The sequence below is a fragment of the Verrucomicrobiia bacterium genome, from assembly GCA_026414565.1.
Lineage (GTDB): Bacteria > Verrucomicrobiota > Verrucomicrobiia > Limisphaerales > Fontisphaeraceae > Fontisphaera.
On the sequence record JAOAIT010000009.1, the window covers coordinates 225,948 to 248,686 of the forward strand.

The 22,739-nt window shown below is 61.2% G+C and carries 21 protein-coding genes; 6 read left to right on the top strand and 15 right to left on the bottom strand.

The window, feature by feature from the left end:
- Positions 1-69: 69 nt before the first annotated feature.
- Together N3J91_02155 and N3J91_02160 are read left to right on the top strand one after the other, a co-directional pair.
- A complete protein-coding gene (locus tag N3J91_02155) occupies positions 70-879 on the top strand; it encodes an SDR family oxidoreductase (protein MCX8155250.1) in 810 nt (269 codons plus the stop codon).
- 8 nt (positions 880-887) lie between these two features.
- Entirely contained in the window at positions 888-1,949 is a 1,062-nt protein-coding gene (locus tag N3J91_02160) for a mannonate dehydratase (GenBank protein MCX8155251.1), read from the top strand.
- 13 nt (positions 1,950-1,962) lie between these two features.
- Here the strand turns inward: N3J91_02160 and N3J91_02165 are convergent, their stop codons facing one another.
- Positions 1,963-3,297: a Gfo/Idh/MocA family oxidoreductase gene (locus N3J91_02165; protein MCX8155252.1), complete on the bottom strand. Its 1,335-nt coding sequence runs from the start codon at positions 3,295-3,297 to the stop codon at positions 1,963-1,965.
- Positions 3,298-3,566: 269 nt separating this feature from the next.
- On the opposite strand from N3J91_02165, the gene N3J91_02170 reads away from it, so the two are divergent.
- Both N3J91_02170 and pdxA read left to right on the top strand, forming a co-directional pair.
- Complete coding sequence (locus tag N3J91_02170) at positions 3,567-4,676, top strand: SurA N-terminal domain-containing protein (GenBank protein ID MCX8155253.1); 1,110 nt, start codon at positions 3,567-3,569, stop codon at positions 4,674-4,676.
- Between the two features lie 99 nt (positions 4,677-4,775).
- Positions 4,776-5,759, top strand: a complete 984-nt coding sequence (pdxA, locus tag N3J91_02175) for a 4-hydroxythreonine-4-phosphate dehydrogenase PdxA (protein MCX8155254.1) — start codon at positions 4,776-4,778, stop codon at positions 5,757-5,759.
- Positions 5,760-5,761: 2 nt separating this feature from the next.
- Here pdxA and N3J91_02180 read toward each other — a convergent pair whose 3' ends face one another.
- From N3J91_02180 to N3J91_02245, 14 genes are all read right to left on the bottom strand, one after another.
- The gene (locus N3J91_02180) at positions 5,762-6,541 is read right to left on the bottom strand and encodes a sulfite exporter TauE/SafE family protein (GenBank protein MCX8155255.1); all 780 of its coding nucleotides are present in this window, start codon (positions 6,539-6,541) and stop codon (positions 5,762-5,764) included.
- Positions 6,542-6,636: 95 nt separating this feature from the next.
- The gene (locus N3J91_02185; protein MCX8155256.1) at positions 6,637-8,118 is read right to left on the bottom strand and encodes an NADH-quinone oxidoreductase subunit N; all 1,482 of its coding nucleotides are present in this window, start codon (positions 8,116-8,118) and stop codon (positions 6,637-6,639) included.
- Entirely contained in the window at positions 8,115-9,629 is a 1,515-nt protein-coding gene (locus N3J91_02190; protein ID MCX8155257.1) for an NADH-quinone oxidoreductase subunit M, read from the bottom strand. The genes N3J91_02185 and N3J91_02190 overlap by 4 nt, the downstream gene beginning before the upstream one ends.
- Before the next feature lie 2 nt (positions 9,630-9,631).
- Positions 9,632-11,179: an NADH-quinone oxidoreductase subunit M gene (locus N3J91_02195; protein ID MCX8155258.1), complete on the bottom strand. Its 1,548-nt coding sequence runs from the start codon at positions 11,177-11,179 to the stop codon at positions 9,632-9,634.
- Positions 11,180-11,184: 5 nt separating this feature from the next.
- The gene (gene nuoL, locus N3J91_02200; GenBank protein MCX8155259.1) at positions 11,185-13,230 is read right to left on the bottom strand and encodes an NADH-quinone oxidoreductase subunit L; all 2,046 of its coding nucleotides are present in this window, start codon (positions 13,228-13,230) and stop codon (positions 11,185-11,187) included.
- Entirely contained in the window at positions 13,227-13,538 is a 312-nt protein-coding gene (gene nuoK, locus N3J91_02205; GenBank protein ID MCX8155260.1) for an NADH-quinone oxidoreductase subunit NuoK, read from the bottom strand. The genes nuoL and nuoK overlap by 4 nt, the downstream gene beginning before the upstream one ends.
- Entirely contained in the window at positions 13,535-14,053 is a 519-nt protein-coding gene (locus N3J91_02210; GenBank protein ID MCX8155261.1) for an NADH-quinone oxidoreductase subunit J, read from the bottom strand. The genes nuoK and N3J91_02210 overlap by 4 nt, the downstream gene beginning before the upstream one ends.
- Before the next feature lie 104 nt (positions 14,054-14,157).
- Positions 14,158-15,345, bottom strand: a complete 1,188-nt coding sequence (gene nuoH, locus N3J91_02215) for an NADH-quinone oxidoreductase subunit NuoH (protein ID MCX8155262.1) — start codon at positions 15,343-15,345, stop codon at positions 14,158-14,160.
- Between the two features lie 164 nt (positions 15,346-15,509).
- A complete protein-coding gene (locus tag N3J91_02220) occupies positions 15,510-16,088 on the bottom strand; it encodes a 4Fe-4S dicluster domain-containing protein (protein ID MCX8155263.1) in 579 nt (192 codons plus the stop codon).
- Between the two features lie 54 nt (positions 16,089-16,142).
- Positions 16,143-17,267 (bottom strand): NADH-quinone oxidoreductase subunit D, encoded by a 1,125-nt coding sequence (locus tag N3J91_02225; protein ID MCX8155264.1) that lies wholly within the window; start codon positions 17,265-17,267, stop codon positions 16,143-16,145.
- Between the two features lie 83 nt (positions 17,268-17,350).
- On the bottom strand, positions 17,351-18,004 hold the full coding sequence (locus N3J91_02230; protein ID MCX8155265.1) for an NADH-quinone oxidoreductase subunit C: 654 nt from the start codon (positions 18,002-18,004) through the stop codon (positions 17,351-17,353).
- A 3-nt stretch (positions 18,005-18,007) separates the two neighbouring features.
- Positions 18,008-18,628, bottom strand: coding sequence for an NADH-quinone oxidoreductase subunit B (locus N3J91_02235; protein ID MCX8155266.1), 621 nt, complete (start codon positions 18,626-18,628; stop codon positions 18,008-18,010).
- Positions 18,629-18,648: 20 nt separating this feature from the next.
- Entirely contained in the window at positions 18,649-19,023 is a 375-nt protein-coding gene (locus tag N3J91_02240) for an NADH-quinone oxidoreductase subunit A (protein MCX8155267.1), read from the bottom strand.
- Between the two features lie 453 nt (positions 19,024-19,476).
- Positions 19,477-20,580, bottom strand: a complete 1,104-nt coding sequence (locus N3J91_02245; GenBank protein ID MCX8155268.1) for a hypothetical protein — start codon at positions 20,578-20,580, stop codon at positions 19,477-19,479.
- A gap of 285 nt (positions 20,581-20,865) precedes the next feature.
- On the opposite strand from N3J91_02245, the gene N3J91_02250 reads away from it, so the two are divergent.
- Positions 20,866-21,558: a DUF1080 domain-containing protein gene (locus N3J91_02250; GenBank protein ID MCX8155269.1), complete on the top strand. Its 693-nt coding sequence runs from the start codon at positions 20,866-20,868 to the stop codon at positions 21,556-21,558.
- A gap of 62 nt (positions 21,559-21,620) precedes the next feature.
- Complete coding sequence (dusB, locus tag N3J91_02255; protein MCX8155270.1) at positions 21,621-22,718, top strand: tRNA dihydrouridine synthase DusB; 1,098 nt, start codon at positions 21,621-21,623, stop codon at positions 22,716-22,718.
- Positions 22,719-22,739 lie beyond the last annotated feature (21 nt).

Here is a 22,739-nt window from a genome sequence, read left to right on the forward strand (position 1 = left end):
AAACAGGGAAGAAGGCCCACATTTAGCCGTTGGCCAGCCCGAAAAGGGGGGCTGTGCCTGGTGTATTCCATGAGCAAACAGACAAAGCTTAATCAGGCCACCGACTGCGCCTTGCATGCATGGCCTTGTCCGTTTCGTCTGGACGGCGAGCTGGCCTTGATCACCGGCGGCGGCACCGGCCTGGGACTGGCGATGGGGCGATGCCTGGCTGCAGCGGGGGCACGGGTTATTTTGGTGGGACGACGCGTGGCGGCCCTGGAAGCCGCGGCGCACAGCATCGGGCCACTGGCGGGCTTTGCGGTGCATGATGTAGATCAGGTGGCCGAGGCGCCGCGCTTCATCGAGCAGGTGCAAAAGGCCCATGGGACCATCACCATTCTGATCAATAACGCGGGCATTCACCTGAAAAAGCCGGCGGTGGAGACCACCGAGCAGGAGTTCCTGCAGGTGCTGACCACCCATGTGTTGGGGGCGCATGCCCTCAGCCGCGCGGTGGCGCCGGCCATGATCCAGCGGGGACGCGGCAGCCTGCTGTTTATTGCCTCCATGGCCTCGCTGTTCGGCATCCCCAAGGTGGTGGCTTACAGCGCGGCCAAAAGCGCTTACGTGGGTATGGTGCGCGCCCTGGCCACCGAGCTGTCGCCGCACGGGGTGCGCGTCAATGCCATTGCTCCCGGCTGGATGGATACGGACATGTCCCAAAAAGCCCTGGCCAATGATCCGGCGCGCCGGCAGAAGATCCTCAGCCGTACTCCCATGGGCCGCCTGGGACATCCTGAAGATGTGGGCATGGCGGCGGTCTATTTGTGTTCGCCGGCCGCCCGGTTTGTCACCGGGGTGGTCTTGCCCGTGGATGGCGGGGCGAGCATCGGCTTTTAGTTTGGCGCATGAAACTGGGACTTGGACTTTACCGTCATCAACTGGACGAGCCGCATTTTCGTTTTGCCCGTCAGTGCGGCTGCACGCATATCGTGGCGCATCTGGTGGATTATTTCCGCTCATCCCGCAGCAATTTGCCGGGGGATCAACCTGTGGGCGATGATTTAGGATGGGGGCTGGCGGGTGATCCTGATCAGTTGTGGACGGTGGAAGAACTGGTGACCCTGCGCCGCAGGGTCAATGCGGCCGGCCTCGAATTGGAGGCCATTGAAAACTTTGATCCAGCCCACTGGCATGATGTGCTGCTGGATGGCCCCCGCAAGGCGGAGCAGCTTGAGAACGTGAAGCGCATCATCTGGAATCTGGGGGAAGCCGGCATTCCCATCATGGGCTACAACTTTTCCATCGCCGGAGTGGCCGGGCGGGTCAAAGGCCCTTTTGCGCGCGGCGGAGCAGAAGCCGTGGGCATGGAGGGGCCAGTGGACAAGCCCATGCCCCAAGGCATGGTGTGGAACATGGTTTATGATCCGCACGCGCCGCCGGGCACCGTGCCCCCCGCCACGCCGGAGCAGTTGTGGCAGCGCTGCCGTGATTTTCTGGAGGCCGTCCTGCCCGTGGCCGAAGCGGCGGGGGTCACACTGGCGGCGCATCCGGATGATCCCCCCATGCCCACCGTGCGTGGCCAGCCGCGGCTGGTTTATCAGCCGCATTTATATCAGAAACTCATTGCGTTAGCTCCCAGCCCGCGAAACCAGTTGGAGTTCTGCGTGGGTACTCTGGCGGAAATGACCGAGGGAGATGTCTATGAGGCCGTGGACACCTACAGCCGGCAGGGGCGCATTGCCTATGTGCATCTGCGCAACGTGCGGGGCAAGGTGCCCACTTACAAGGAAACCTTCATTGATGAAGGGGACGTGGACGTGCTGGAGGTATTGCGCATCCTCAAGCGCAATGGTTTTTCGGGTGTGATCATCCCGGATCACGCCCCGCAAATGACTTGCTCCGCCCCGTGGCATGCCGGCATGGCCTATGCCCTGGGTTATTTGCAGGCTGCGCTCAAGGCGGTGTGAGCCGCTGTGCCGCTTAGACCAGTTTCCAGCCTTCGCGGTAATCCCGCTTGAGGAAGGCGTTAGCCTCCGGGCAGTTGGTGAACTTGAAGGCCACCGGGTCCCACAGCAGTTTGGTGCGGGTTAATTCCTCGCGCAGTTGCACCCTTAACGCCACATTCCCCAACAGCACGGCCTCGGTGAGCGGCCCGGCGAAGGCAAAGTTGCTGCCGGGGGTTTTGCCGCCTTTGCAGGCCAGGATCCACTCCTGATAGTGCCCCGGTGAGCGTTCCAGACTGCGCGGCGGGTCTGTATATTCCTTGCGGCGGGATTCCGGGAACAGGCGGTTGCCCAGGATGAATCCCTTGTCGCCCACCAGCAATCGTCCATTGTCCCCCATCGTGACGCCGTCGGGCAGCCCGTCGGGCCGCGGCGGGCGCAGGCCGCCGTCGTACCAGACCAGTTTCATGGGCGGCAGGTTGCCGCGCGCCGGAAACTGGTAGGTGACCATTGAGCCGAGGGGGTAGGTCTCGGTATTGACCCGCGTGGAGGAGGCCTGCACGCTGACGGGCGCGGTAAGTTTGCAGGCGCGAAAGATCGGGTCAATGGCGTGACAGCCAATGTCACCCAGCGCGCCCGTCCCGAAGTCCCACCAGCCCCGCCACTTGAAGGGCAGATAAGCAGGATGATAGGGCCGCATGGGGGCGGGGCCGACCCACAAATCCCAGTCCAAGCCCTCGGGCACCGGCGGAGTTTCCTTGGGGCGGGCTACGCCCTGGGGCCAGTACTCGTTGAACAGGCCCTGGGAGGGGCGATCCGTCCAGATGTGAGCCTCCAGAACATTGCCAATGGCGCCATCCCATACAAATTCGCACAGCCGGCGGGTTTCTTCCGAGGCCTGGCCCTGGTTGCCCATCTGGGTGGCGACTTTTTTCTCCTTTGCCACCTGGGCCACCATGCGGGCTTCATACACCGAATGCGTCAGCGGTTTCTCGCAATAGACGTGCTTGCCGCGTTGCATGGCGGCGATGCTGGCAAAGGCATGCATGTGGTCGGGCGTGGCCACCACCACCGCATCAATGCTCTTTTCCATCTCGTCCAGCATTACGCGGTAGTCCTTGTATTTTTTGGCTTCCGGCCACTCCTTGAAGGCCCCGGCCGCCTGCCGCCAGTCCACGTCGCACAGGGCCACGATGTTTTCGCTCTTCATGTTGCGCAGGTCACTGTGACCCTGCCCCCCAACGCCCACCCCCGCGATGTTCAAACGGTTGTTGGCGGGAGTTTGCCCGTTTAATCCCAGCACCCCGCCGGGAACAATGTTCAGGGCGGCGGTGGTAAAAAGTCCGGCTTTGAGAAATTTCCGACGATTCATAGGGTTGTTCATAGGTCAAATATTTGGACGACAGGGGCCGCAAATTTCATCAAAGGAAAGCCAAAAAAGATGCGGCCTCCTCCCCGGGAAAAACCGGGCGCAGGGCGGGAAGCCCGCGTGGCCGCGAGTGAATTTTGCCACCGGGGGGACGGCTGCAGCCTTGGAGCGCCTGCCTCACCAGCCCCGGCGGTTTCGGCCAGCGAGGGCAGGCCGGGTGAATTTCCTTTCCTTGACCCCGCAAGCCGGCCCCTTTAGATTCGCCCTGCTGCATGACAAAGCGAATCCAATGGTTGGGAGCGCTGGCCGGGCTGTGCTGCCTGTGGGCCACGATGGCGGTGCACGGCCAGAGTCTGAGACGCGATGGCATTCTGGCCATTGTCCACAATGCGGTGATCACCGCCGGGGACGTGGATTACCTGACGGAGCCGGTGATGGCCGCGTTGCGGGTGATGTATCAGAACCGGGATGAACTGCGCCAGCGGCAGGAAAAGGCTTTTCAGGACGGCCTGGAGACGCTCATCGAACGCAAGCTCATCCTGCATGAGTTCAAGACCTCGGGGCTGATGCTGCCGGAAACGGTGATTGATGAGGAAATCCGGGATCGTATTCGCAAGCGTTTCGGGGACCGGGTGCAGTTGATTCAAACCTTGAAGGCCCAGGGGCGGACGTTTGAATCCTGGCGGCAGGAGGTGCGCGAGCAGATCATTGAGGAGGCCATGCGCGCCAAGAATGTGAGCCGGGCCATCCTGATTTCTCCCCACAAAATTGAGTCTTACTACGCCACCAATCAACAGCAGTTTGCGCACGAAGACCAGGTCAAACTGCTGATGATCCGCCTGGAGGGACGCGGCGAGGGCATGGAAGCCGCCAAAAAACGCGGATTGGAGATTTGGGGCAAACTAAAATCCGGCCAGCCGTTTCGTGAGATGTTGATTTATAACGAAGGCGCCCAGAGCGACTGGGGCTGGGTGGATCGCAAGAGCCTGCGGCGGGGGATTACGGATCAGTTTTTCCATTTGAAACCTGGCCAGTACACCCCGCTGGTGGGCCGAAGCCTGGATTCGGAGGAGCATGGCTATTGGGTTTTTGTTTATGGCGAAGACGGCCAGGTGAAAATGGCCCGGCGGTATCTGGTTCAGCAAGACGGCTCGGAAAAACTGGCTGCTGAACATCAAGCCGGAGATCCAGCCTTGAATGATGCTCCGCCGCCCCGCGAGTTTTATCTCTTATTTGTGGAAGACGTGCGCAGCCGCAGTGTGCGTCCCCTGCCCGAGGTGCGCAACGAGATCGAAAAACTGCTGGTGGTGCAGGAGCGGGACCGCCTCCAAAAGAAGTGGATTAACCGCTTGCGTGCCAAAACCTTTGTGCAAATATTCTAATCAGCCCGGCGCAGCATAACCCTCCCCAGGGTGACGGGTTGTAGGGCGCCGGCCCAAACGTACCTAACGCTGCCCTGCATTGTGACGCAGGCCTGAAGTATGATCGGCATCTGCATCGGGGATGTGACCGGCATTGGTCCGGAAGTCACGCTAAAAGCGCTGGCGGAATTGGCGGGGCAGGACCAGGAGCGGTATTTGCTGATTGGCGATGGCGGCTGGCTTGAGCGTCTCAATGACCGTTTTAACATAGGTCTCCCCTTATCCCCCTATGATGCCAATGATGCGGAGGCGCGCTTTTTGGTGCTTACCCCGGGGGGGACCAGCCTTCCCGATGATTTGTCGCCCGGCTCGCCGGCAGCGGCGCGGGCGGCGTTGTCGGCCCTGCGCGAAGCCGCGGAGCGCTGCTTGCGCCAGGAGTTAAGCGCCATGGTGACCGCCCCGGTCAACAAGGAGGCCATCATCCGCTGCGGCATTCCCTTCATTGGTCAGACGGAATATTTGGCTGCCATCGCGGGGAATTGTCCGGTCATCATGATGTTATTGGGCGCGGATGACCGCGGGCGATGGTTACGCGTGGCCCTGGTCACCACCCACGTGGCCATCAAGTTGTTGCCGGCGGAGATCACCCAGCCCAAAGTCGAGCTGGCCATTAACATGGCCGCCCAGGCCTGCCGGGATTTGGATTTGCCGCGCCATCGCATCGCGGTGTGCGGCTTGAATCCCCATGCGGGCGAGGGCGGCGAATTTGGGGACGAAGAGATCACCACCATCCGCCCCGCCGTGCTGGCGGCGCGCAGCCGGGGCCTGGATGTGCACGGGCCGCTGGCGGCGGACACGGTGTTTTATCATGCGGCCCACGGGGCCTATGATGCCGTGGTGGCGATGTACCATGACCAGGGGTTGGGGCCGCTGAAATTGCTGGCTTTCGAGCATGGCGTGAATTGGACACTTGGCCTGCCTTTCATTCGCACTTCGCCCGATCACGGCACGGCCTATGACCTGGCCGGCCGCGGCACGGCCAATCCCTCCAGCATGAAGGCAGCCATCAGTTTGGCCCGGCAATTGGCGGCGCGGCGGGCCTGACTTCAGCGCCAGAGGCGGGACACATCCCATCCCACCACCAGTTGCAGGCCGGCCAGGAAGGTGATGGCGTACACGGCGTTCAGGAAGAACTTCTCGCTCATGCGGCGATTCAGCCAGACCCCCAGCCAGACCCCCAGGGGCACCAGGGGAAAATAGTACAGGCCGGTGCGCAGCGTTTCCCAGGTGATCACGTCATTGGCTACGAAAAAAGGGACTTTAATCCAGTTGATCCACGTGAAGATCAGCACGGTGGTGCCGACAAAAACCTCCTTGGGCAGCCGCTGCGGCACCAGAAACATGGTCACCAGCGGGCCGGCCCCGTGGGCAATGGTGGAGGTGACCCCGGCGCCGAAGCCAAAAGGCAGGCCAATCCAGGGGGTGGGCCGAAACTGGCCTTCAGCGCGAAAGACCCACTCTTTGGCGAGTTGAAAGACCACAAAGGCAATGGCGATCACACCAATCCAGAAATTCAAGGCCCGATCGGACAGCGCACGAAATAATTGTGATCCCAGGGCCACCCCCACAATGACTCCCGGCAGCAGGCAGCGCAGATTACGTTTTTCCCATTTGCCCCAGTAGTGATACAGGGAAAAAGCGTCGCCCGCGCAAAGCAAAGGCAGGATGACACCCACGGCAAACATGGCCGGTTTGCCGCCCGCCCCAAACGCCAGCACGCACAGCGGGGTGGTGAGCATCCCCAGACCACCGCCAAAGCCGGCCTTGGAGAGGCCGATGAACAGCACTCCCAGCGCGGCCAGCAAGCTTGTTTTCCACTCCAGCACCGGCGCGAATGTGCCGGGGCAGGGGAGGAGGTGTCCAGATTTTTATGATTTGGGCCGGTCAATGCCGCCCGAGGCCATGGAAATTTCCCGTGACCTTATCGCAGCCAGCGCAGCAGCCAGTCGGGGAAGCAGCCCAGCAACAGCACGGCGAGGCCCAGGATTGCCACTACGCCATGGGTAAGCGGGGCGCGCAGAGGAGCCGCAGATTCGACTGGGTCTGCGCGATAAGCATGCTTGAGCACGATCAGGTAGTAGTAGAGCGAGACGGCGCTCATCCCAATCGCCAGAATGACCAGATACAGCAGCCCCGGAACAGGCCGCCCCCCCGCGCCCGGATCATCCCGCAGCACCTCGAGGAAGACATAGAACTTGCCGAAGAAACCGGCCAGGGGCGGGATGCCGGCCAGTGAGAGCAGGAAAATTAACAGTGCCCCGGCCAAAAGCGGCGAGCGCCGCGCCAGTCCGTTGAAGTGGTTAAGGTCGGAGCCGCCGGTTTGCCGCTCCACCGCGGCAATGACGCCAAATGCTCCCACAATGGCCAGACCGTAGGTGATGACGTAATAGGCCAGCGCGGTTTCCTGTTGCACCAGAATGGCGAGCACGGCATAGCCGCTGTGGGCGATTGCGCTGTACGCCAGCAGCCGGCGCACGTTGCGCTGGACCAGCGCCGCCAGATTTCCCAGGACCATCGAAAGCGCTGCCAACAGGGCGAACAGCGGCTTCCAACCGGCGGCAAATTGGCCCCAATGGGCGTTGCCACTGACCCCGGCAAACACGGAGAGCACCACGGCATTCAGCACCAGAAAGCTCGCCACCTTGGAGCCTGATGCAATCAGGGCGGCGCTGGGTGCCGGCGCGCCCTGATAGGCATCGGGCGCCCACAAGTGAAACGGCACTGCGGCAATTTTGAAGGCCAGACCGCCGAGCACCAGGGCCATGGCCAGGGCCATGATGGGGTCCAGGGGCAGCGGGCCGCGGGGGATCTTGCCGGGAATCTCCTGGAAATAATACTCCCCGGACAAACCAAACAGCAGACTCAAGCCAAACAGCAGACAGGCCGCCGCCATGCTGCCATACAGGAAATATTTGAGGCCAGCCTCGGCGCTGCGGGGATGGCGTTTGTCGAGCGCGGTCAGAAGATAGAGGCTCAGGCTGGACAGCTCGAGGGCGACAAAGAGCAGCAGCAGGTTGTTGGCGCTGACGAGCAGCATGAAGCCCAGGGTGGCGAAAAGTAGCAGGGCAAAATACTCTCCGGCATGGGGGGTGAAATCCGTCTCCGCCGCCAACAGCACCACGGCCAGGGTAAGCACCAGCAGCGCCAGCTTATAATGTTGGATTTGGAGAGAGATTCCCAATAACGGCACCCTTTCATTTGCGGAAGGCGGCCAGCCAATCACCGCCACGGCGGCGAAGGCACATCCCAATGCGGTCAACAAACCGGTCAGTCTCATCCGCCAGGATACGGAACGGTCGCGGCCCCAGCGTAAATCCGCCAAGAGCACGCCCAGCGCCGTGAGCACTAGCACCGCCTCGGGCCGGAGGGCCTTCAACACGTCGAGATAGGCAATGTCGCTCATGGCGTCACCACCTTTCTAAGCCCGTCAAATAGCGGGCTGTTGAATGCCGGAATAATCCAGTCCAGCAACAACCGGGGGTACAACCCCACCGCCAGCGTGCAAAGGATGAGCAGCAGCGCCCCCATCTTTTCCGGCCACGTGATGGGCGGCAACGGCTCGCCGCGCAGTGCCGCGGGTACGGGCCGATCGCTAAAAAATGCTTTGTGCAGGGCGCGCCACGTGTAGGCCACGCCGATGATGACGCCCGCCCCCGCCAACAGCATCAGCCTTGGAAAGGCCTGCCACGCGCCCAGGAGCACCTGCAACTCGGCCACAAAACCGCTGAAGCCCGGCAGGCCCATTGAGGCCGCCCCGGCAATCACAAAAGTGACCGCCGCGAAGGGCAGCGCCCGCGCCAGTTGCAGACCCTCCAGGGTGTCCAGCTCGCGCGTGTGCGCCCGGTCATAGACCATCCGGCCCACCACACCGAAGAGCAGCCCGGCAATCACGCCATGGGAGAACATTTGCAGCACCGCGCCATGTAATCCGATGGATGTCAGGGTTGCCAGCCCCAGCATTACAAAGCCCATGTGGCTGACACTGGAGTAGCCAATGACAAACTTGAAATCATTTTGCGCCAGCGCCGCCAGCGCGCCATAGACGATCCCAATGACCGCCAGCCATGCCAGCAGCATCTGCCAGTGCACCAGCCCCTGGGGGAAAAGTGCCATGGCAACCCGCAAGGCGCCATAGGCTCCCAGTTTCATAATCACCCCGGCCAGCAACATCGAAGCCGCAGTGGGCGCGGCCACGTGGCCGGTCGGCGCCCACGAATGAAACGGCCAGAGACCCGCCAGAATGGCAAAGCCGATGTACATCAGTGGAAACACCCAGAGCTGAAAGGATGCCGGGAACTCCAGCCGGCTCAGCGTGAGCAGATCGAAGGAACGCGGCGCCGCCGCCGTCAGAGGGGCTTGGCTGCCGCTCATTACATACGTGGCCAGCAAGGCAATGAGCACCATCGCGCTGCCCACGAAGGAATACAGCGCCAGTTTCATCGCGCCATATTCCTTGCGCGTCGAGCCCCACAGCGCGATGAGGAAGTACTTGGGCACAATGGCCAGTTCGTAAAAAACAAACAACAGGAACAAGTCCACGCTGAGAAACACCCCATACACCCCCCCAATCAGGGCCAGGTAAAAGGCGAAGTACTCCCGGGCGCGATGTTCAATGTTCCACGAGAACAACACGCCCGCCACGGCGGCAACGCCGGTGAGCAGCACCATCACCACCGTGATGCCGTCCGCCGCCAGATGAAATCGGATGCCCAGCCATTCGATCCAGGGGACATTGACCAGCGTGAGCATGCCGTTCAGAGGATGGACCTGCTGTGCCCCGGCCAGCCCCAACAACAGCCCTCCCACGGAGACGGCCAGCGCGACGAGGCGCGCCCACGCCCCCGCTGCCCGCCCTGGCAGCAGGAGCACGAGCAACAGCCCGGCAAAAGTCAGATATAACGGCCAGTGCAGCATGGTCAGGTCTGGAGATGCGCCGCCAGGCGCAGGACGGTTTCGTTGATCAAATTGATGACCGGCGCCGGCCAGACTCCCAACAGCAGCATGAGGGCCGCGGCCGGCACGAAGCGCAAACGCTCGGCGGGCGTCAGCTCCGCCAGGTTTTCCCAGGCCGGATTCAGCGGGCCGTGAAAGATCCGCTGTATGACCGTCAGAATGACCACCGCCGTGGCCAGCAGGCCGAAGGTGGAGATCGCCGCCGCCCAGGGCGCCAGCCCAAACACGCCTTTAAACACCAGAAATTCTCCCACAAATCCATTCAACCCCGGCAGCCCCAGCGAGGCAAACCACGCCACCCCCGTCAGCCCCGTATAAACCGGCACCACCCGGCGCAGGCCGCCAAAATCTTCCACCCCCCGGCGGCCGCCGCTGCGCTGCTCCAACCAGCCGACGGCGGCAAACAGGGTGGCGGCGGTGATGCCGTGATTGAACATTTGCAGCAGCACACCGTTGAGGGCGGCGGCCTGGTGGGCGGCCCCGGCGGCGGAGCTTGTCGCCGCTGCCACCATGCCAAGCACGCAGTAACCCAAATGATTGATGGACGAGTAACCAAGCAGTCGTTTGAGGTCTCGTTGGGCAAAGGCTGTAAAAGCGGAAATCACCACCGTCGCCACGGCCAGCCCCAGCAGCAGCCCGCTTAAGGCCCGGACTTCGTGCGGAAAAATGGGCAGCGCCAGCCGCAGCAGACCATAGACGCCGAGCTTGGACATCACGCCGGTGAGCAACATGGCCGTGCTCGTGGGCGCTTCCGCATACGCGGCGGGCAGCCACGTGTGAAAAGGCAGGATGGGCGTCTTGATGGCGAAGCCCAGAAACACCCCGCCAAAAAGGAGCAACATGACAGAACGCGGGGCCCAGTCGCCGAGGGGCAGATTCATCGCCACCAGCGCGTAAAGCTCCCCGCTGCGCCCCAGCCGCGCCAGCTCCGGGAAGTCAAATTGTCCGCTGGCGCGATACAACCCCAGCATGGCCAGCAGCAGCGTTACGCTACCTACCATGGTATAAACAAAGAACTGCATCGCCGCCGGCCCGCGCCCCGCTCCGCCCCACAGTTTGATGAGGAAAAAGGCGGGGATGAGTGTCAGTTCCCAGAACAGGAACCAGTGAAAGAAATTCAGGGCGGTAAATGCCCCCAGCAAGCCGGTCTCCAGCAGCAACATCAATGCGAAGTAGGGCGCGGCCTTGTCCTTGATCTCTTGCGCGGCGAGGATTGCCACCGGCGTGACCAGGGCGGTGAGCAGCAGCATCAGCAGGCTCAAGCCGTCGGCACCTACATAATAATGCACCCCCAGCGAAGGCACCCACGCCTGACGCTCAACTAATTGGAGGCCGCCCTGCATGGGATCAAAGCGGTTCCAGAGCAGCAGGGCTTCTGCCAGCACGGCCAGCGCGGCGAGCATGGCCAAATGCCGTGCCCGCCGTGCGCAACTGCGCCCCGCCAGCAGCACCAGCGCCGCCCCCACCAGGGGGGTGAGCGTCAGCACGGTCAAATTGAGCCACGATTCCATGCGCCTTAACCCCACGCCAGATATAGCACCAGCGCCACCAGACCCGCGCCCAGCGCGCGCAACCAGAGCTGAACCCGGCCGCTTTGCGCGCGCGACAACCCCCCGCCTGTCCGGCGGAGGCTGTGGCAGCCTGCGTCAAACCCGCCATTCACCACGTATTCATCGGTGAGCCGGGCCAGCCACGCAAAACCTTGAGCCATCAACCCCATGAGCGCGACCATGGCCCCCCAGAGCCAGCGATCCAGCACGTCCCCCAGGCGGGCCAGCCAGGCATTCCAGCGGATGACCGTGGTCTCGTACAACTCATCGAAATAAAACTTGGCGCGCAATGCATGAAACACGGCCGGCTGCCAGCGCTCCAAAGGGTCTGGCTCTTCCGGTGTCTGGCGGGGGACCCGGCCGTAAATCAACCAGCCGGCGGTCAAGCCCCCCAGGGCCGCCACGGTGGATGCCGCCATAACGCCCAGAGTGCCGCCCTGCCAGAGGCGTGCCCAATCCACCAGCGGCGCACGGCCTTCCCAGTAATCGCGTAACCACGGCCAGGCTGGCGTGCCCAGAAAGCCCAGCCCCACCGCCCCAAAGGCCAGCACCACCAGCGGACCCAGCATGACGGCGGGACTTTCATGCGGAGCCTTCAGGGGATTAAGCAAAGGGCCTCGATAGCTGCCCAAAAAGACCAGCACCGTTTGGCGGGTCATGTAAAAAGCGGTCAGCACCGCCGCCGTCAGCGCCAGATAAAAAGGCCCCTGCGAAACCGGCCAGCCGTGGGCGGCATGCAGGATTTCGTCCTTGCTCCAAAAGCCGCTGAAAAACACGGGGAACCCCGCCAGTGCCAGCATCCCCACGGCATAGGTGGTAAAAGTCCACGGCATGAAACGCCGCAGGCCGCCCAGATGGCGGATGTCCTGCTCGTGATGACAGCCATGAATGACCGAACCGGCCCCCAAAAACAACAGCGCCTTGAAGAAGGCATGGGTGATGAGATGAAACATGCCCACCGCCACGCCGCCCGTGCCCAGGCCCAGCATCATAAAGCCCAGTTGCGACACGGTGGAATAGGCCAGAATGCGCTTGATGTCCGTCTGGGCCACCGCCACCAGCGCGGCAAATAAAGCCGTGGCCGCCCCTGTCCAGGCCACCACTTTCAGCGCCGGCGTAATCCCGGCAACCCCGTCCGGCAGGGCGGAAAATACCGGGTACATCCGCGCCACCAGGAACACGCCTGCCGCCACCATTGTCGCCGCGTGAATCAGGGCGCTCACCGGCGTGGGGCCTTCCATGGCGTCTGGAAGCCACACGTGCAACGGCAACTGGCCGGACTTGCCCACCGCGCCGCAGAAGATCAGCAAGGCCAGTGCGGTGCTCAGGCTCATGCCGCTGGCCACGGTTACGGCCGTCAGCCGGGCCAGGACGGCATGCTCCAGACAGCCTGCGCCGTCATCATAAAACAACAGCGTGCCGGTCTCGCAATAGAGCCAGAGCAATCCCAGCAGGAAACCGAGGTCGCCGATGCGTGTAGTGATGAACGCTTTTTTGGCGGCGGCCGCCGCAGAGGGCTTGTGAAACCAGAAGCCGATTAATAAATACGAGGTCAATCCCACCAGCTCCCAGCACACGAACAACAGCAGCAGGCTGTTGGCAATCACCACCCCCAGCATGGCCGCAGCAAAGAGCGAGAGGAAACAGAAGAAGCGGGTGAAGTTGGGATCCTGGGCCATGTAGCCCACGCTGAAGATAAAAATCAGCAGCCCCACCAGCGACACCATCAGCGCCATGCCGGCGGAGAGCGGATGCAGCACCCAGCCCAGCCGCAGGGCCTCATCACCCACCACAAACCAGGTGAAATTGACATATTGGCGGTACTCGCCATCCACCCCGCCCTGCAGAGTGGTTGCAAAGGCCCAAACGGACAGCGTCAGTGCCCCGCTTAGCGCTCCGATGGCCAGCGTTGCCGCCAGGCCGCGGCGCTCCCGGCGCAACAGGGCAGTCAGCCCCGCCGCCACCAGCGGCAGGAGCGGTATCAGATAGAGGTGTTGGGCAATCCAATTCATCCGCGCAGCGTGCTCACCTGGTCCAGGTCCGTGGTTTTGAAATGGCGATAAACCAGAATGATCAGCGCCAACCCCACCCCGGCTTCGGCGGCGGCAATGGCCATGGAAAACAGCACCAACAAAATGCCCCCGATTTGGTGTTCCGGGACATGGTGGCGGGCAAAGGCCAGAAAGCTCAAGTTGGCGGCATTGAGCATCAACTCAATGCCCATCAGCATGATGATGGCATTGCGGCGCAACACCGCCCCGGCAAACCCGATGGCGAACAGGGCGGCAGCGATCATCAGATAGGGATGCAGGGGATTCATCGCGGGGGAGGTTTGGTTTCCGGTGGCTCCTTGACCGCCAGCAGGAGGGCGCCCACCAGCGCCGCGGTGAGCAGCAACCCCATGGCCAGCAACGGCACCACCGCGAGCATCATGGTCTGGCCGAGTTCTGCCACCGTCGGCTCGGTCATGGCCGCAGGCACAGGCTGCGTACCGGGCAGGAGATGCGAGCCGCCCATGCCGCCCACCAACACCGCCAGGACGCCGAGGGTGACCATCCCGCCCGCCAGCACCCCTTTTTTAGATAACGGCGGCTCCTGGGGATTCCCTCCCCGGGTGAGCAGGATGGCAAACACGATCACAATGGACACCGCGCCGACATACACCAGGATTTGCGCAAAGCCGACAAATTGCGCCTGCAGGTCGAGGAAGCAGCCAGCCAGCCCCAGGAAAGTCAGCGCCAGCGCCAGCGCGCAATGGACCAAATTCCGCATCGTCATGGCCGCCGTGGCGCCCACGATCACCAGGAGGCCGAGGAGGTAGGGGGTTATGCTCATAACGGGTGGAAAAATTCCAAAGGCCACGCCCCCGGCCTCCCTCCAGCAAGGGATTGCAGCATCCGGCGTTTGTTATTTGTTTGTTCCGTCATCAAATCTTTTCCTTATTCCGCATACCGATATTCCCGTTTGCCCCAGCCCCGCCGGGCGCTCAAGCCGCGTCCCAGTCCCCACCACGCCGCCAGCAGGAGACCGCCGCCCACCACCCATTGCACCAGACCGCCCCACCACCCCTCGCCCGGCAGAAATCGGCACAAGCCGGCCACCACGAGGTTGACCAGCGCCAGCGGCAGCAGAAACTTCCAGGCAAAACTCATGAGTTGATCCATGCGCAATCGCGGCAGCGTGCCCCGCACCCAGATAAACAGCGCAATGAGCGCCAGCAGCTTGGTGAAAAACCAAAACCACGAGGGCAGCCCCGTCAGCCACGGCAACGGCGCGTGCCATCCCCCCAGAAACAAGGTGATGGCCAGCCCGCTGACGGCGAACATTCCGAGATATTCGCCAAGGAAAAACAAGGCGAACTTGAAGCCGCTGTACTCCACGAAATAGCCGGCCACCAGCTCCGACTCGCCCTCCGGCAAATCAAACGGCGAGCGGTTGCTTTCTGCCGTGGCGGCAATCAGGAACAGGATAAAGCCTGCCAGGCCCCACGGCGTGAACACATGCCAGTTGGGAATCCAGCCCCAATACCCCGCCTGGGCTTCCACCAGTTGCGTGGTGGAGAGCGTGCCCGCCATCATCAGCACCGGCACGGCAGCCAGCACCAGCGGGATTTCATAGCTGAGCATCTGGGCGATGGCCCGCAAAGCCCCCAGGAGCGAGTACTTGTTGCTGCTTGCCCACCCGGCCAGGAAGGGGGCAAGCTCCGTGGCCGCGCCCGCGGCGAAAAAAAACAGCACCGCTGCATCCAGATCAATAGCCACCATGTTGCGCCCCATCGGCAACACCGAATAGGCCAGCAGCACGGGCGCCACCAACACGAACGGGGCGAGAAAATGCAGCACCCGGTCCGCGCCCGCCGGCACAATGTCCTCCTTGATGAGCGCCTTGATGCCATCCGCCGCGAATTGCAAAAAGCCCGCCGGCCCCACCCGGTTGGGACCGCGCCGGTTCTGGATGCGTCCCAGTCCTTTGCGTTCGAGCACTGTCACCAGAGCGAACAGCAGGCCGAACACCGCAATGATGGCGGCAATATTGATCAGCATCGAGGCCAGCGGTTGCAACGCCGGAGGCGCCAGCTCCACCAAGCGGTGCTTCAGTTGCACGAAAATCTGGTCCAGCGAATTCATGGTGCATCAATGCCCTTGCCCCACGGCTTACGGGCGGGGAAGGGGCGGCCGTCCCCCATCCTCCTCAAAATGGTTGCAGGCTCCGGTGAATTTCTCCTCCTGGCGGGCAGTGGTTTCCGTTCTGTAGCCTTGAATCTGTCCATGCGTTTTCCCAAAGTTCAGCCTCAGGCTCCCTCGCCTTTCCCCGGCTCATAAGTTTCCGTGGCCTTGGCCACTTTGGCCGCCATTTCTTTGGCCTTGGCTTCGGCCTTGGCGCGCTCCATGGCCATGCGCGCGTCGGTCTCGGCCGCCTCGGTGGGATGAATCCGTTGGTAGTAACTGTTCGGTTTGGCCAGGTCTTCCTTGTGCAGCAGCAGGCGCCCGAAACGATCGCCGGTGCTCAGCTCAAAGGCCACGTCCATCTTGATGGCGTCAAAGGGGCATACCTCCACGCAAATCTGGCAGCCCATGCACACCGAGATGTCAATGTCGAAAATCTTGGGCTGCATTTGCAGCTTGCCGGTGTGATCCCGCTTCTTGTTGGTATCTTTGACGATGTAAATGCACTGCGGGGGACATTCCTTCTCGCAAATCTGGCAGGCCACACAGCGCAACCCGGCGGCGGCATCCTCCCCGTCATACACCAGGAAGGGAAACGTGCGGGCATTCTCAACTTGCGGGAGGCGCTCCTCGGGGTATTCCACCGTCACCAGGCGGGCGGGATTGGTGTAACTGCCCACAAAATTGCGGGCCGTCACCATCATGCCCTTGAGTATGCCTGTGCCCAGCATGTCCACCGTGAGTTGTGCGCTTTTGTTTTACCTGTCCACCTCGCCCAAGACAATATCCACGCTGCCCAGAATGATGACCACATCGGCCACCTTGTGCCCCAGACACATGTCTTCCAGCACCGTCAAATTGATGAAGCTGGGCGGCCGCACCCGGTAACGATAGGGATTGGGACCGCCGTCGCTGATAAGATAAAAGCCCAACTCGCCCTTGGGGGCCTCGATGCGCCCGTAGGCTTCGCCGGGTTTGGGCCGGAATCCGCGTAACTTGGCCTTCGGATCCATCACCGGCCCGGCGGGGATGTCCCGCAACGCCTGCTCCAGAATCCGGACCGATTCCCGCATTTCCAGCAGCCGCACCATGTACCGGTCATACACGTCGCCGTGCGCGCCCAGCGGGACGCGGAACTGGAAACGCTCATAGATCCCATACTTGTCCACCTTGCGCAGGTCATAATTCACCCCGCTGGCGCGAAGCATCGGGCCGGTGATGCCGGCGTTGACGGCCAGCGCAGGCGGCAGCACGCCCACCCCCTGCGTGCGGGCCATGAGAATTTCATTCTCGGTGAACAACGTTTCGTATTCGTCCAGAAAACGCGGATACTCCGCCACCACTTTTTTCACGCGGTCCAGCCACCCGGGCGGGGCATCGCAGCGGCAGCCGCCAAAGCGCATGTAGTTACACATCATCCGCGCGCCGGTCAGTTCCTCAAACAAATCCAGAATCTTCTCCCGTTCGCGAAAGGCATACATCAACGGCGTGCCCAGCGCGCCCATGTCCTGCACCAGAAAGCCGATCAAACACGTGTGGTTTTGCAGACGGGTCAGCTCGGCGGTGATGACCCGCAAATATTCCGCCCGCTCCGGCGGCTGCAGGCCGGCCAGTTTTTCGACCGCCAGCGCGTAGGCCCAGTTGTTGGTCAGACTGCAAAAGTAGTCCAGCCGGTCCGTATAGGGCATGGAGCCGAGATAACTGGTGTTCTCTGCTATTTTTTCATGGTTTCGGTGCAGATAACCGAACACCGGTTTGAGTTTCACCACCGTCTCTCCCTCCAGCACCACATCCATGCGGAAGACGCCGTGCGTGGAAGGATGATGCGGCCCCATGGCTACTTCCAAGCGGTCCGTCTCCAGTTCCCACCGGCCATGCTCCATGCCTTCGCCGGGCGATGGGCCGATGGGCTGGAGTAGGCCCGTGGGGTTGGGGGCAGCTTGTGGCGGGGAGGTCATCGGTGAGTTCATGCCTGCCTCCCTTGTTGGCCGGCGCCTGCTGCGGGATAATGCCGCCGGGCTTTTTCCAGCACCTGGTCATGCGGCGTGGGCTCGTATTCGTAGTCGTCCGGCTCCACGTAATCCCGCCGCATGGGGTGCCCTTCGAAGCCTTCCCACATCAGGATGCGGCGCAAATCCGGATGGCCTTCAAAAAACACGCCAAACAGGTCATACACCTCCCGCTCCTGCAACTCGCAGGAGCGCCAGATGGGCGTGAGCGAAGCCACCCTGGCCCCCTCCCGGCGGTCTGCCGTGCGCTGGCGCAACACCAGCGGCCCATGCCGCAGCTCCATGGAAAACAAATGATAAACCACCTCCAGGAAACCCGGCTCCACCTGCTCCCGGATTTCCTCAAAAACACGCTCCACGCCCTCCACCATTTGGGTGGTGCGCACCTTCTCCTTGACCACCTTGTCCAGCCAGTCCACGCCGGTGACGTTCGAGACATAGTCGAATCGGCACGCCGGGTCATCGCGCAGAAAACGGGCGACGGCCACTGCATGGGCGGTGTCCACCAGCAGTGAGGGCTGATTGGCGGGGGAGGGGTTGGGGAGTATTTTCAACCCGGCCCCGGGTACTGCGGCCGCCAGGCGTTGCACCAATGACTCCAGTGCTTCCATGCTTCAATCCTCACGGGGAAGGCTCGGTGGCTGCCATACTTCCGGGTTGAAGGGCGGCTCCAGGTCCTGCGCACCATGACGGGGCACGAGATACTCGCCCGGCACGGCACGGTTGAGCGCGGGCGCCTGTCCAGGGCCGCGCAAGGTTTGGGCGGCGATCTTCTCCTGCAACGTGATCAAGGCGTGCAATAATGCCTCCGGCCGCGGCGGGCAACCGGGAATGTGCACGTCCACCGGGATATACCGGTCAATCCCTTTAAGCACGTTGTACCCCTGCTTGAACGGCCCGCCGGAAATGGCGCAGGCGCCCATGGCAATGACATACTTCGGCTCCGGCATCTGATTGTATAGACGCACCACCTGCGGCGCCATTTTCTTGGTCACTGTGCCGGCCACGATCATCAGATCGGCCTGCCGCGGGGAAGGGCGGAAAACCTCGGCGCCAAACCGCGCGATGTCATACCGCGCCATCGAGGCGGCAATCATTTCAATGGCGCAGCAGGCCAGCCCAAACTGGAGCGGCCACACCGAATTTTTCCGGCCCCAGTTGTAAAGCTCCGCCAGCGAGGTCAGGAAGACCCCCTGTTTGCGCAGCTCATCACGTAATCCTTCGTCCACGGCCATGGTAGATCCAACCGGCGCATTCATTGCCATCGCAACAAGCCTTTGGCCCAGGCCCACACCAGCCCCTCGGCCAGCAGCAGCAGAAAAATCAGCATCGCCAGGCAGGCCCCCAAGGGCAGATCTAAAAAGGCGACGGCAAAGGGCAGCAAAAACAACACCTCCACATCAAAGATGAGGAACAAGATGGCGTAGAGGTAGTATTCCACCTTGAATTGAATGGCACCCCGGCCGCGCGATTCCAGGCCGCATTCATAAATGGCTTGTTTCACCGGCCCGGGTTTGGGCGGCGAAATCCACCATGCCCAAAGTTTGGCAACCAGCAGGGGCCCGAGGCCAAAGCCGACGGCGGCCAGCAGAAAGACCACCAGAAAGGCGTATGGGTGATACTCAGTCATACGGCACGTGCCACGGTGCTGGGTACAACCGTGCCAGCCGCACGCCACGGCGTCAAGCCGATGCGCCAGACCTTTGGAAAAAATTTGTTTTGTGGGCCGTAACGCCCCCGCAAAGAGAAGAAATTTGGATCAGATATCAAGCGGTTTTATGATTTTTTCATCAGGGACTGCTTCTAGGTGAACGTGAATGGTCTTCTCGAAGTGCAATGGCCAACACGATAATTGCCAGTCGTGGCCTTGGCTTTAAAAGATTTCATCTTTTTGGCTGGGCTTCCGCAATTCACGCGGCGATGAACTACCCCTGTAGACAAGGCAAGCCAACTCAAGCGGGGACTGCCTGCAAGATTAAGACAATGAATACATTGTTTTAATATCTAACACCGGCCGGGACAAACCGGACAACGACTACTCCCACAGGAGGTGCTTGTAGGCACAGTCCCAAATTGGGACAAGCTAGATCAGTTTTAGGTCTTTCCCAAAACGCACTCCGGCAACTTCGCAGGCAAGCTCAATTGCATGCCTTATGGTGGAGCGACTGTAGTTGGTTCCAATCCACCAACCTCCAAACCGTTCCTCTGAATATTGCTCCGATAAATCTGGGCGGCCAGGATAGAGATCTAGCTTGTTGCGAGCAAGGTAGCGCCGTTTCCGTCCGTGCTTCGGAAGGGCAGCATATCGTTCAAGAAAAGATGGATCCCTTTGCCGAAAGACATCGAGAACTCGGAACAGGGTTCCAATTGCGCTTTCTTCACGATAATGCCTTCCTTCGAAGGTGAAACCCGAAAAGTCATGGTCTGTACTTGTTGGGGGTTCAAAAGATTTTGTTTGAGATGGCGGGGGCTGGAATTTTGTTGATTCAGATTTGGTTGCTGGCTGGGGTTGTATGAGGGCGTTTAAATTAAGGGTGTTTAAAAAATCTCGGACTACCTCAGGCTCGGGTTTGAAGCCACATAGTGTTTCGACCTTTTCTGCGATCAGGTCCACAAGAATCTCATCTTGTTCCTCGATCAATTGCTTGAATGCTTGAGGTAAAGCGGCTGCCATTTGGCGTTGCCTGCTGGAGTGCCCGTGGTCCTCCCTTGCATTTGTAATAGCTTTTCCGGAAGCGACTTCCGCATACTTCAAATACCGCTCAAATATACGGCAGCATTCATCTGTTGTGCGAGCAACAAGGTCCAATTTGTAAACGCACCGCTCGTGATAGTTACCCTGCTCTGCAGGAAGGAAAAAACTCCATTCTTGACCGTCGGTAAGTATGGCCATTGGTATGCCATGGTGAAAAGCATACTCAAAAAGCTGCTTTTCGGCCCCCACGGCGTTGCCGATATCCTTTGACTCAACAATAACTACGGGTTTTGACGGTGGATGACACAGTGCAAAGTCAACCCGGCCGTTACCAGAATTGTACTCAGGACAGACTATCGTAGTGTCATAAATGGCCCATCCAAGAGCATTGAGAAGGCGTAAGATGATGCCTTGTGAAACTGAGGCCTCGTTTTTATACCTACCGGCCCGGAGGCCTTCCCGGATATCATTAATATCTTCCGCGAGTGACATGGCTGTATTTAAGCAAAAAAAGTTTACACAGACAATGTTCTTTGCCGCCGTGCTGGTCGCTCTCATAAAGGTGTTAGGACATTTGCAGGTGTTGGGCATTACAGAGGCGCATCGAAGGGCAATTTTGGGGGTAGGAATAAGCAGATTGATGCCCCCTTTCGCGAATTGTTGCTTGGGTTTTTCCCATGCTTGCTTCCGGTGCGGTGGCAGGGTAGAAGGGTGGGTATGAAGCCTGTTTTCAACCGTTGGGCCGTCGCCTTGGGCGTTGCGGCGTGTCTTTGTCCCATGCTCGTTCTTCCAGCCGAGGAGGGCTTTGTGCCGCTCTTTGACGGCAAGACGCTTCAGGGCTGGCATGTTAGTGCCAAAACCGGGCACAGCCGCGCCAGCACCAATACTTCGGGCGGGCGTTGGGTGGTGGAACAGGGAGCGATTGTGGGCAGCCAGGATCGGCCGGGCAATGGCGGCATCATCATCACCGATGCCCAGTTTGGTGATTTTGAGGTGGCGCTGGAGATGAACAATGACTTTGGGCTGGATAGCGGCCTTTTTCTGCGCAGCACCGAAGATGGACGGGCGTATCAGGCCATGATTGATTATCACGCGCGCGGCAATTTGATGGGCATCTATGGCGAGGGCATTGGCGGCTTCGGCGTGTCCACCTTCAACTTTGACGGCGATGTTACCCGCATCCGGCCCCGGACTAATGCGGTGTCCTTCGCGCTGCCGGTGCGGCCCGAATCGTGGCCCTTTTTCTGGCGGCATGGCCAATGGAATGAACTGCGGGCGCGGATTGTGGGCAACCCGCCCACCATCACCACCTGGATCAATGGCGTGAAGTTCATGGAGTGGACAGACACCCAGAAACGGCTGCCCGACACCGGGGGCATCGCCTTGCAGGTGCACGGTGGCGGCAATTTGACCAACACTTTCGTGCGGTATCGCAACATCCGGGTCAGGCCGCTGGCCCCCAAACCATAATTATCGCCCGGGACCTGCCCGCTCCGCCGTCCATTGACGCCTGTCCTATAATGGACGGCGTGTTGCGCATCGGTTCATTGCAGTTGGCGTCCAACCTGTGCCTGGCCCCCCTGGCCGGTTACACCAATCTGCCTTTTCGGTTGACGATTCGGGAAATCGGCGGAGTCGGCCTCTGCACCACTGACCTGGTGAATGCCCGTTCTTTGTTGGAGCGCCGCGCCAAAGCCCTTAAGTTGGTGGAAACCTGTCCTGAAGATACGCCGCTGGCTGTGCAGCTTTTTGGGGCCGTGCCCGAGGAGATGCGGGATGCCGCGCAACTCGTCGCGTCGCTGGGCGTGGCGGCCATTGACATCAATATGGGCTGTCCGGCGCGGAAGGTGTGCCGCGTGGGCGGGGGGGCGGCAATGATGGCTGATTTGGATAAAACCGCCGCCCTGGTGCGCCAGGTGGTTGAGGCGGTCAAAGTGCCGGTCACGGTCAAGATGCGGTTGGGATGGGACGCGGAAAACATCACGGCCCCGGACTTGGCGCGGGCGCTGGAAGATTGCGGCGTGGCCGCGGTCTTTGTGCACGGCCGCACGCGCGAGCAGGGATTTGGCGGCACGGTCAATCTCGCCGGCATCCGGCAGGTGGTGCAGGCGGTGCGGCGCATTCCCGTAATAGGTAATGGGGATGTGACCACGCCGCAAGCCGCCCGGATGATGTTTGAAGTCACCGGCTGCGCCGGCATCAGCATCGGGCGGGGGGCCTTTTATGATCCGTGGATTTTTCAACATACCCTCCATCATCTGGCCACCGGCGAGCTGCTCCCCGAGCCTCCCCTGGAGGAGCGATTGCGGGTGATGCGCCGGCATTTGGACAGGATGATCCAGGTTTTTGGGGAGGCCCATGGGTGCCGGATGTTTCGCAAGATTGCCCCGTGGTATGCCCGCCGCTTTGGTCCGGCCCATGAATTTACCCGCCCCGTGGCCTTGTTGCAGAGCCGGGCGCACTTCGAGGAAATCGTGGCGCATTATCTCCATTGGCGACAGCAGTTTCTCGATGATAAAGGCGAGCTCAAACCCAAGTACCGTCCCCCACCTCTGGTGGCTAGTTTCATGCACCCGGCCCCTGATCATGCAGGCATCCCGGTGCCCAAGGGGCCGGTGGAACGGTGGTGAAGGAACTGAGGGCGATGGGCC

What these genes read in the sequence shown, in the direction of transcription:
- N3J91_02185 (MCX8155256.1), bottom strand. Translation starts at nt 8,118, where the DNA reads ATGAGCGACATTGCCTATCTCGACGTGTTGAAGGCCCTCCGGCCCGAG.
- N3J91_02160 (MCX8155251.1), top strand. Translation starts at nt 888, where the DNA reads ATGAAACTGGGACTTGGACTTTACCGTCATCAACTGGACGAGCCGCAT.
- N3J91_02230 (MCX8155265.1), bottom strand. Translation starts at nt 18,004, where the DNA reads ATGGAAGCACTGGAGTCATTGGTGCAACGCCTGGCGGCCGCAGTACCC.
- N3J91_02240 (MCX8155267.1), bottom strand. Translation starts at nt 19,023, where the DNA reads ATGACTGAGTATCACCCATACGCCTTTCTGGTGGTCTTTCTGCTGGCC.
- N3J91_02220 (MCX8155263.1), bottom strand. Translation starts at nt 16,088, where the DNA reads ATGATGGTGACGGCCCGCAATTTTGTGGGCAGTTACACCAATCCCGCC.
- nuoH (MCX8155262.1), bottom strand. Translation starts at nt 15,345, where the DNA reads ATGAATTCGCTGGACCAGATTTTCGTGCAACTGAAGCACCGCTTGGTG.
- N3J91_02250 (MCX8155269.1), top strand. Translation starts at nt 20,866, where the DNA reads ATGCTCGTTCTTCCAGCCGAGGAGGGCTTTGTGCCGCTCTTTGACGGC.
- nuoK (MCX8155260.1), bottom strand. Translation starts at nt 13,538, where the DNA reads ATGAATCCCCTGCATCCCTATCTGATGATCGCTGCCGCCCTGTTCGCC.
- N3J91_02210 (MCX8155261.1), bottom strand. Translation starts at nt 14,053, where the DNA reads ATGAGCATAACCCCCTACCTCCTCGGCCTCCTGGTGATCGTGGGCGCC.
- N3J91_02190 (MCX8155257.1), bottom strand. Translation starts at nt 9,629, where the DNA reads ATGCTGCACTGGCCGTTATATCTGACTTTTGCCGGGCTGTTGCTCGTG.
- N3J91_02225 (MCX8155264.1), bottom strand. Translation starts at nt 17,267, where the DNA reads ATGGAGCATGGCCGGTGGGAACTGGAGACGGACCGCTTGGAAGTAGCC.
- nuoL (MCX8155259.1), bottom strand. Translation starts at nt 13,230, where the DNA reads ATGAATTGGATTGCCCAACACCTCTATCTGATACCGCTCCTGCCGCTG.
- N3J91_02245 (MCX8155268.1), bottom strand. Translation starts at nt 20,580, where the DNA reads ATGTCACTCGCGGAAGATATTAATGATATCCGGGAAGGCCTCCGGGCC.
- pdxA (MCX8155254.1), top strand. Translation starts at nt 4,776, where the DNA reads ATGATCGGCATCTGCATCGGGGATGTGACCGGCATTGGTCCGGAAGTC.
- N3J91_02155 (MCX8155250.1), top strand. Translation starts at nt 70, where the DNA reads ATGAGCAAACAGACAAAGCTTAATCAGGCCACCGACTGCGCCTTGCAT.
- N3J91_02235 (MCX8155266.1), bottom strand. Translation starts at nt 18,628, where the DNA reads ATGGCCGTGGACGAAGGATTACGTGATGAGCTGCGCAAACAGGGGGTC.
- N3J91_02165 (MCX8155252.1), bottom strand. Translation starts at nt 3,297, where the DNA reads ATGAATCGTCGGAAATTTCTCAAAGCCGGACTTTTTACCACCGCCGCC.
- N3J91_02170 (MCX8155253.1), top strand. Translation starts at nt 3,567, where the DNA reads ATGACAAAGCGAATCCAATGGTTGGGAGCGCTGGCCGGGCTGTGCTGC.
- N3J91_02195 (MCX8155258.1), bottom strand. Translation starts at nt 11,179, where the DNA reads ATGGAATCGTGGCTCAATTTGACCGTGCTGACGCTCACCCCCCTGGTG.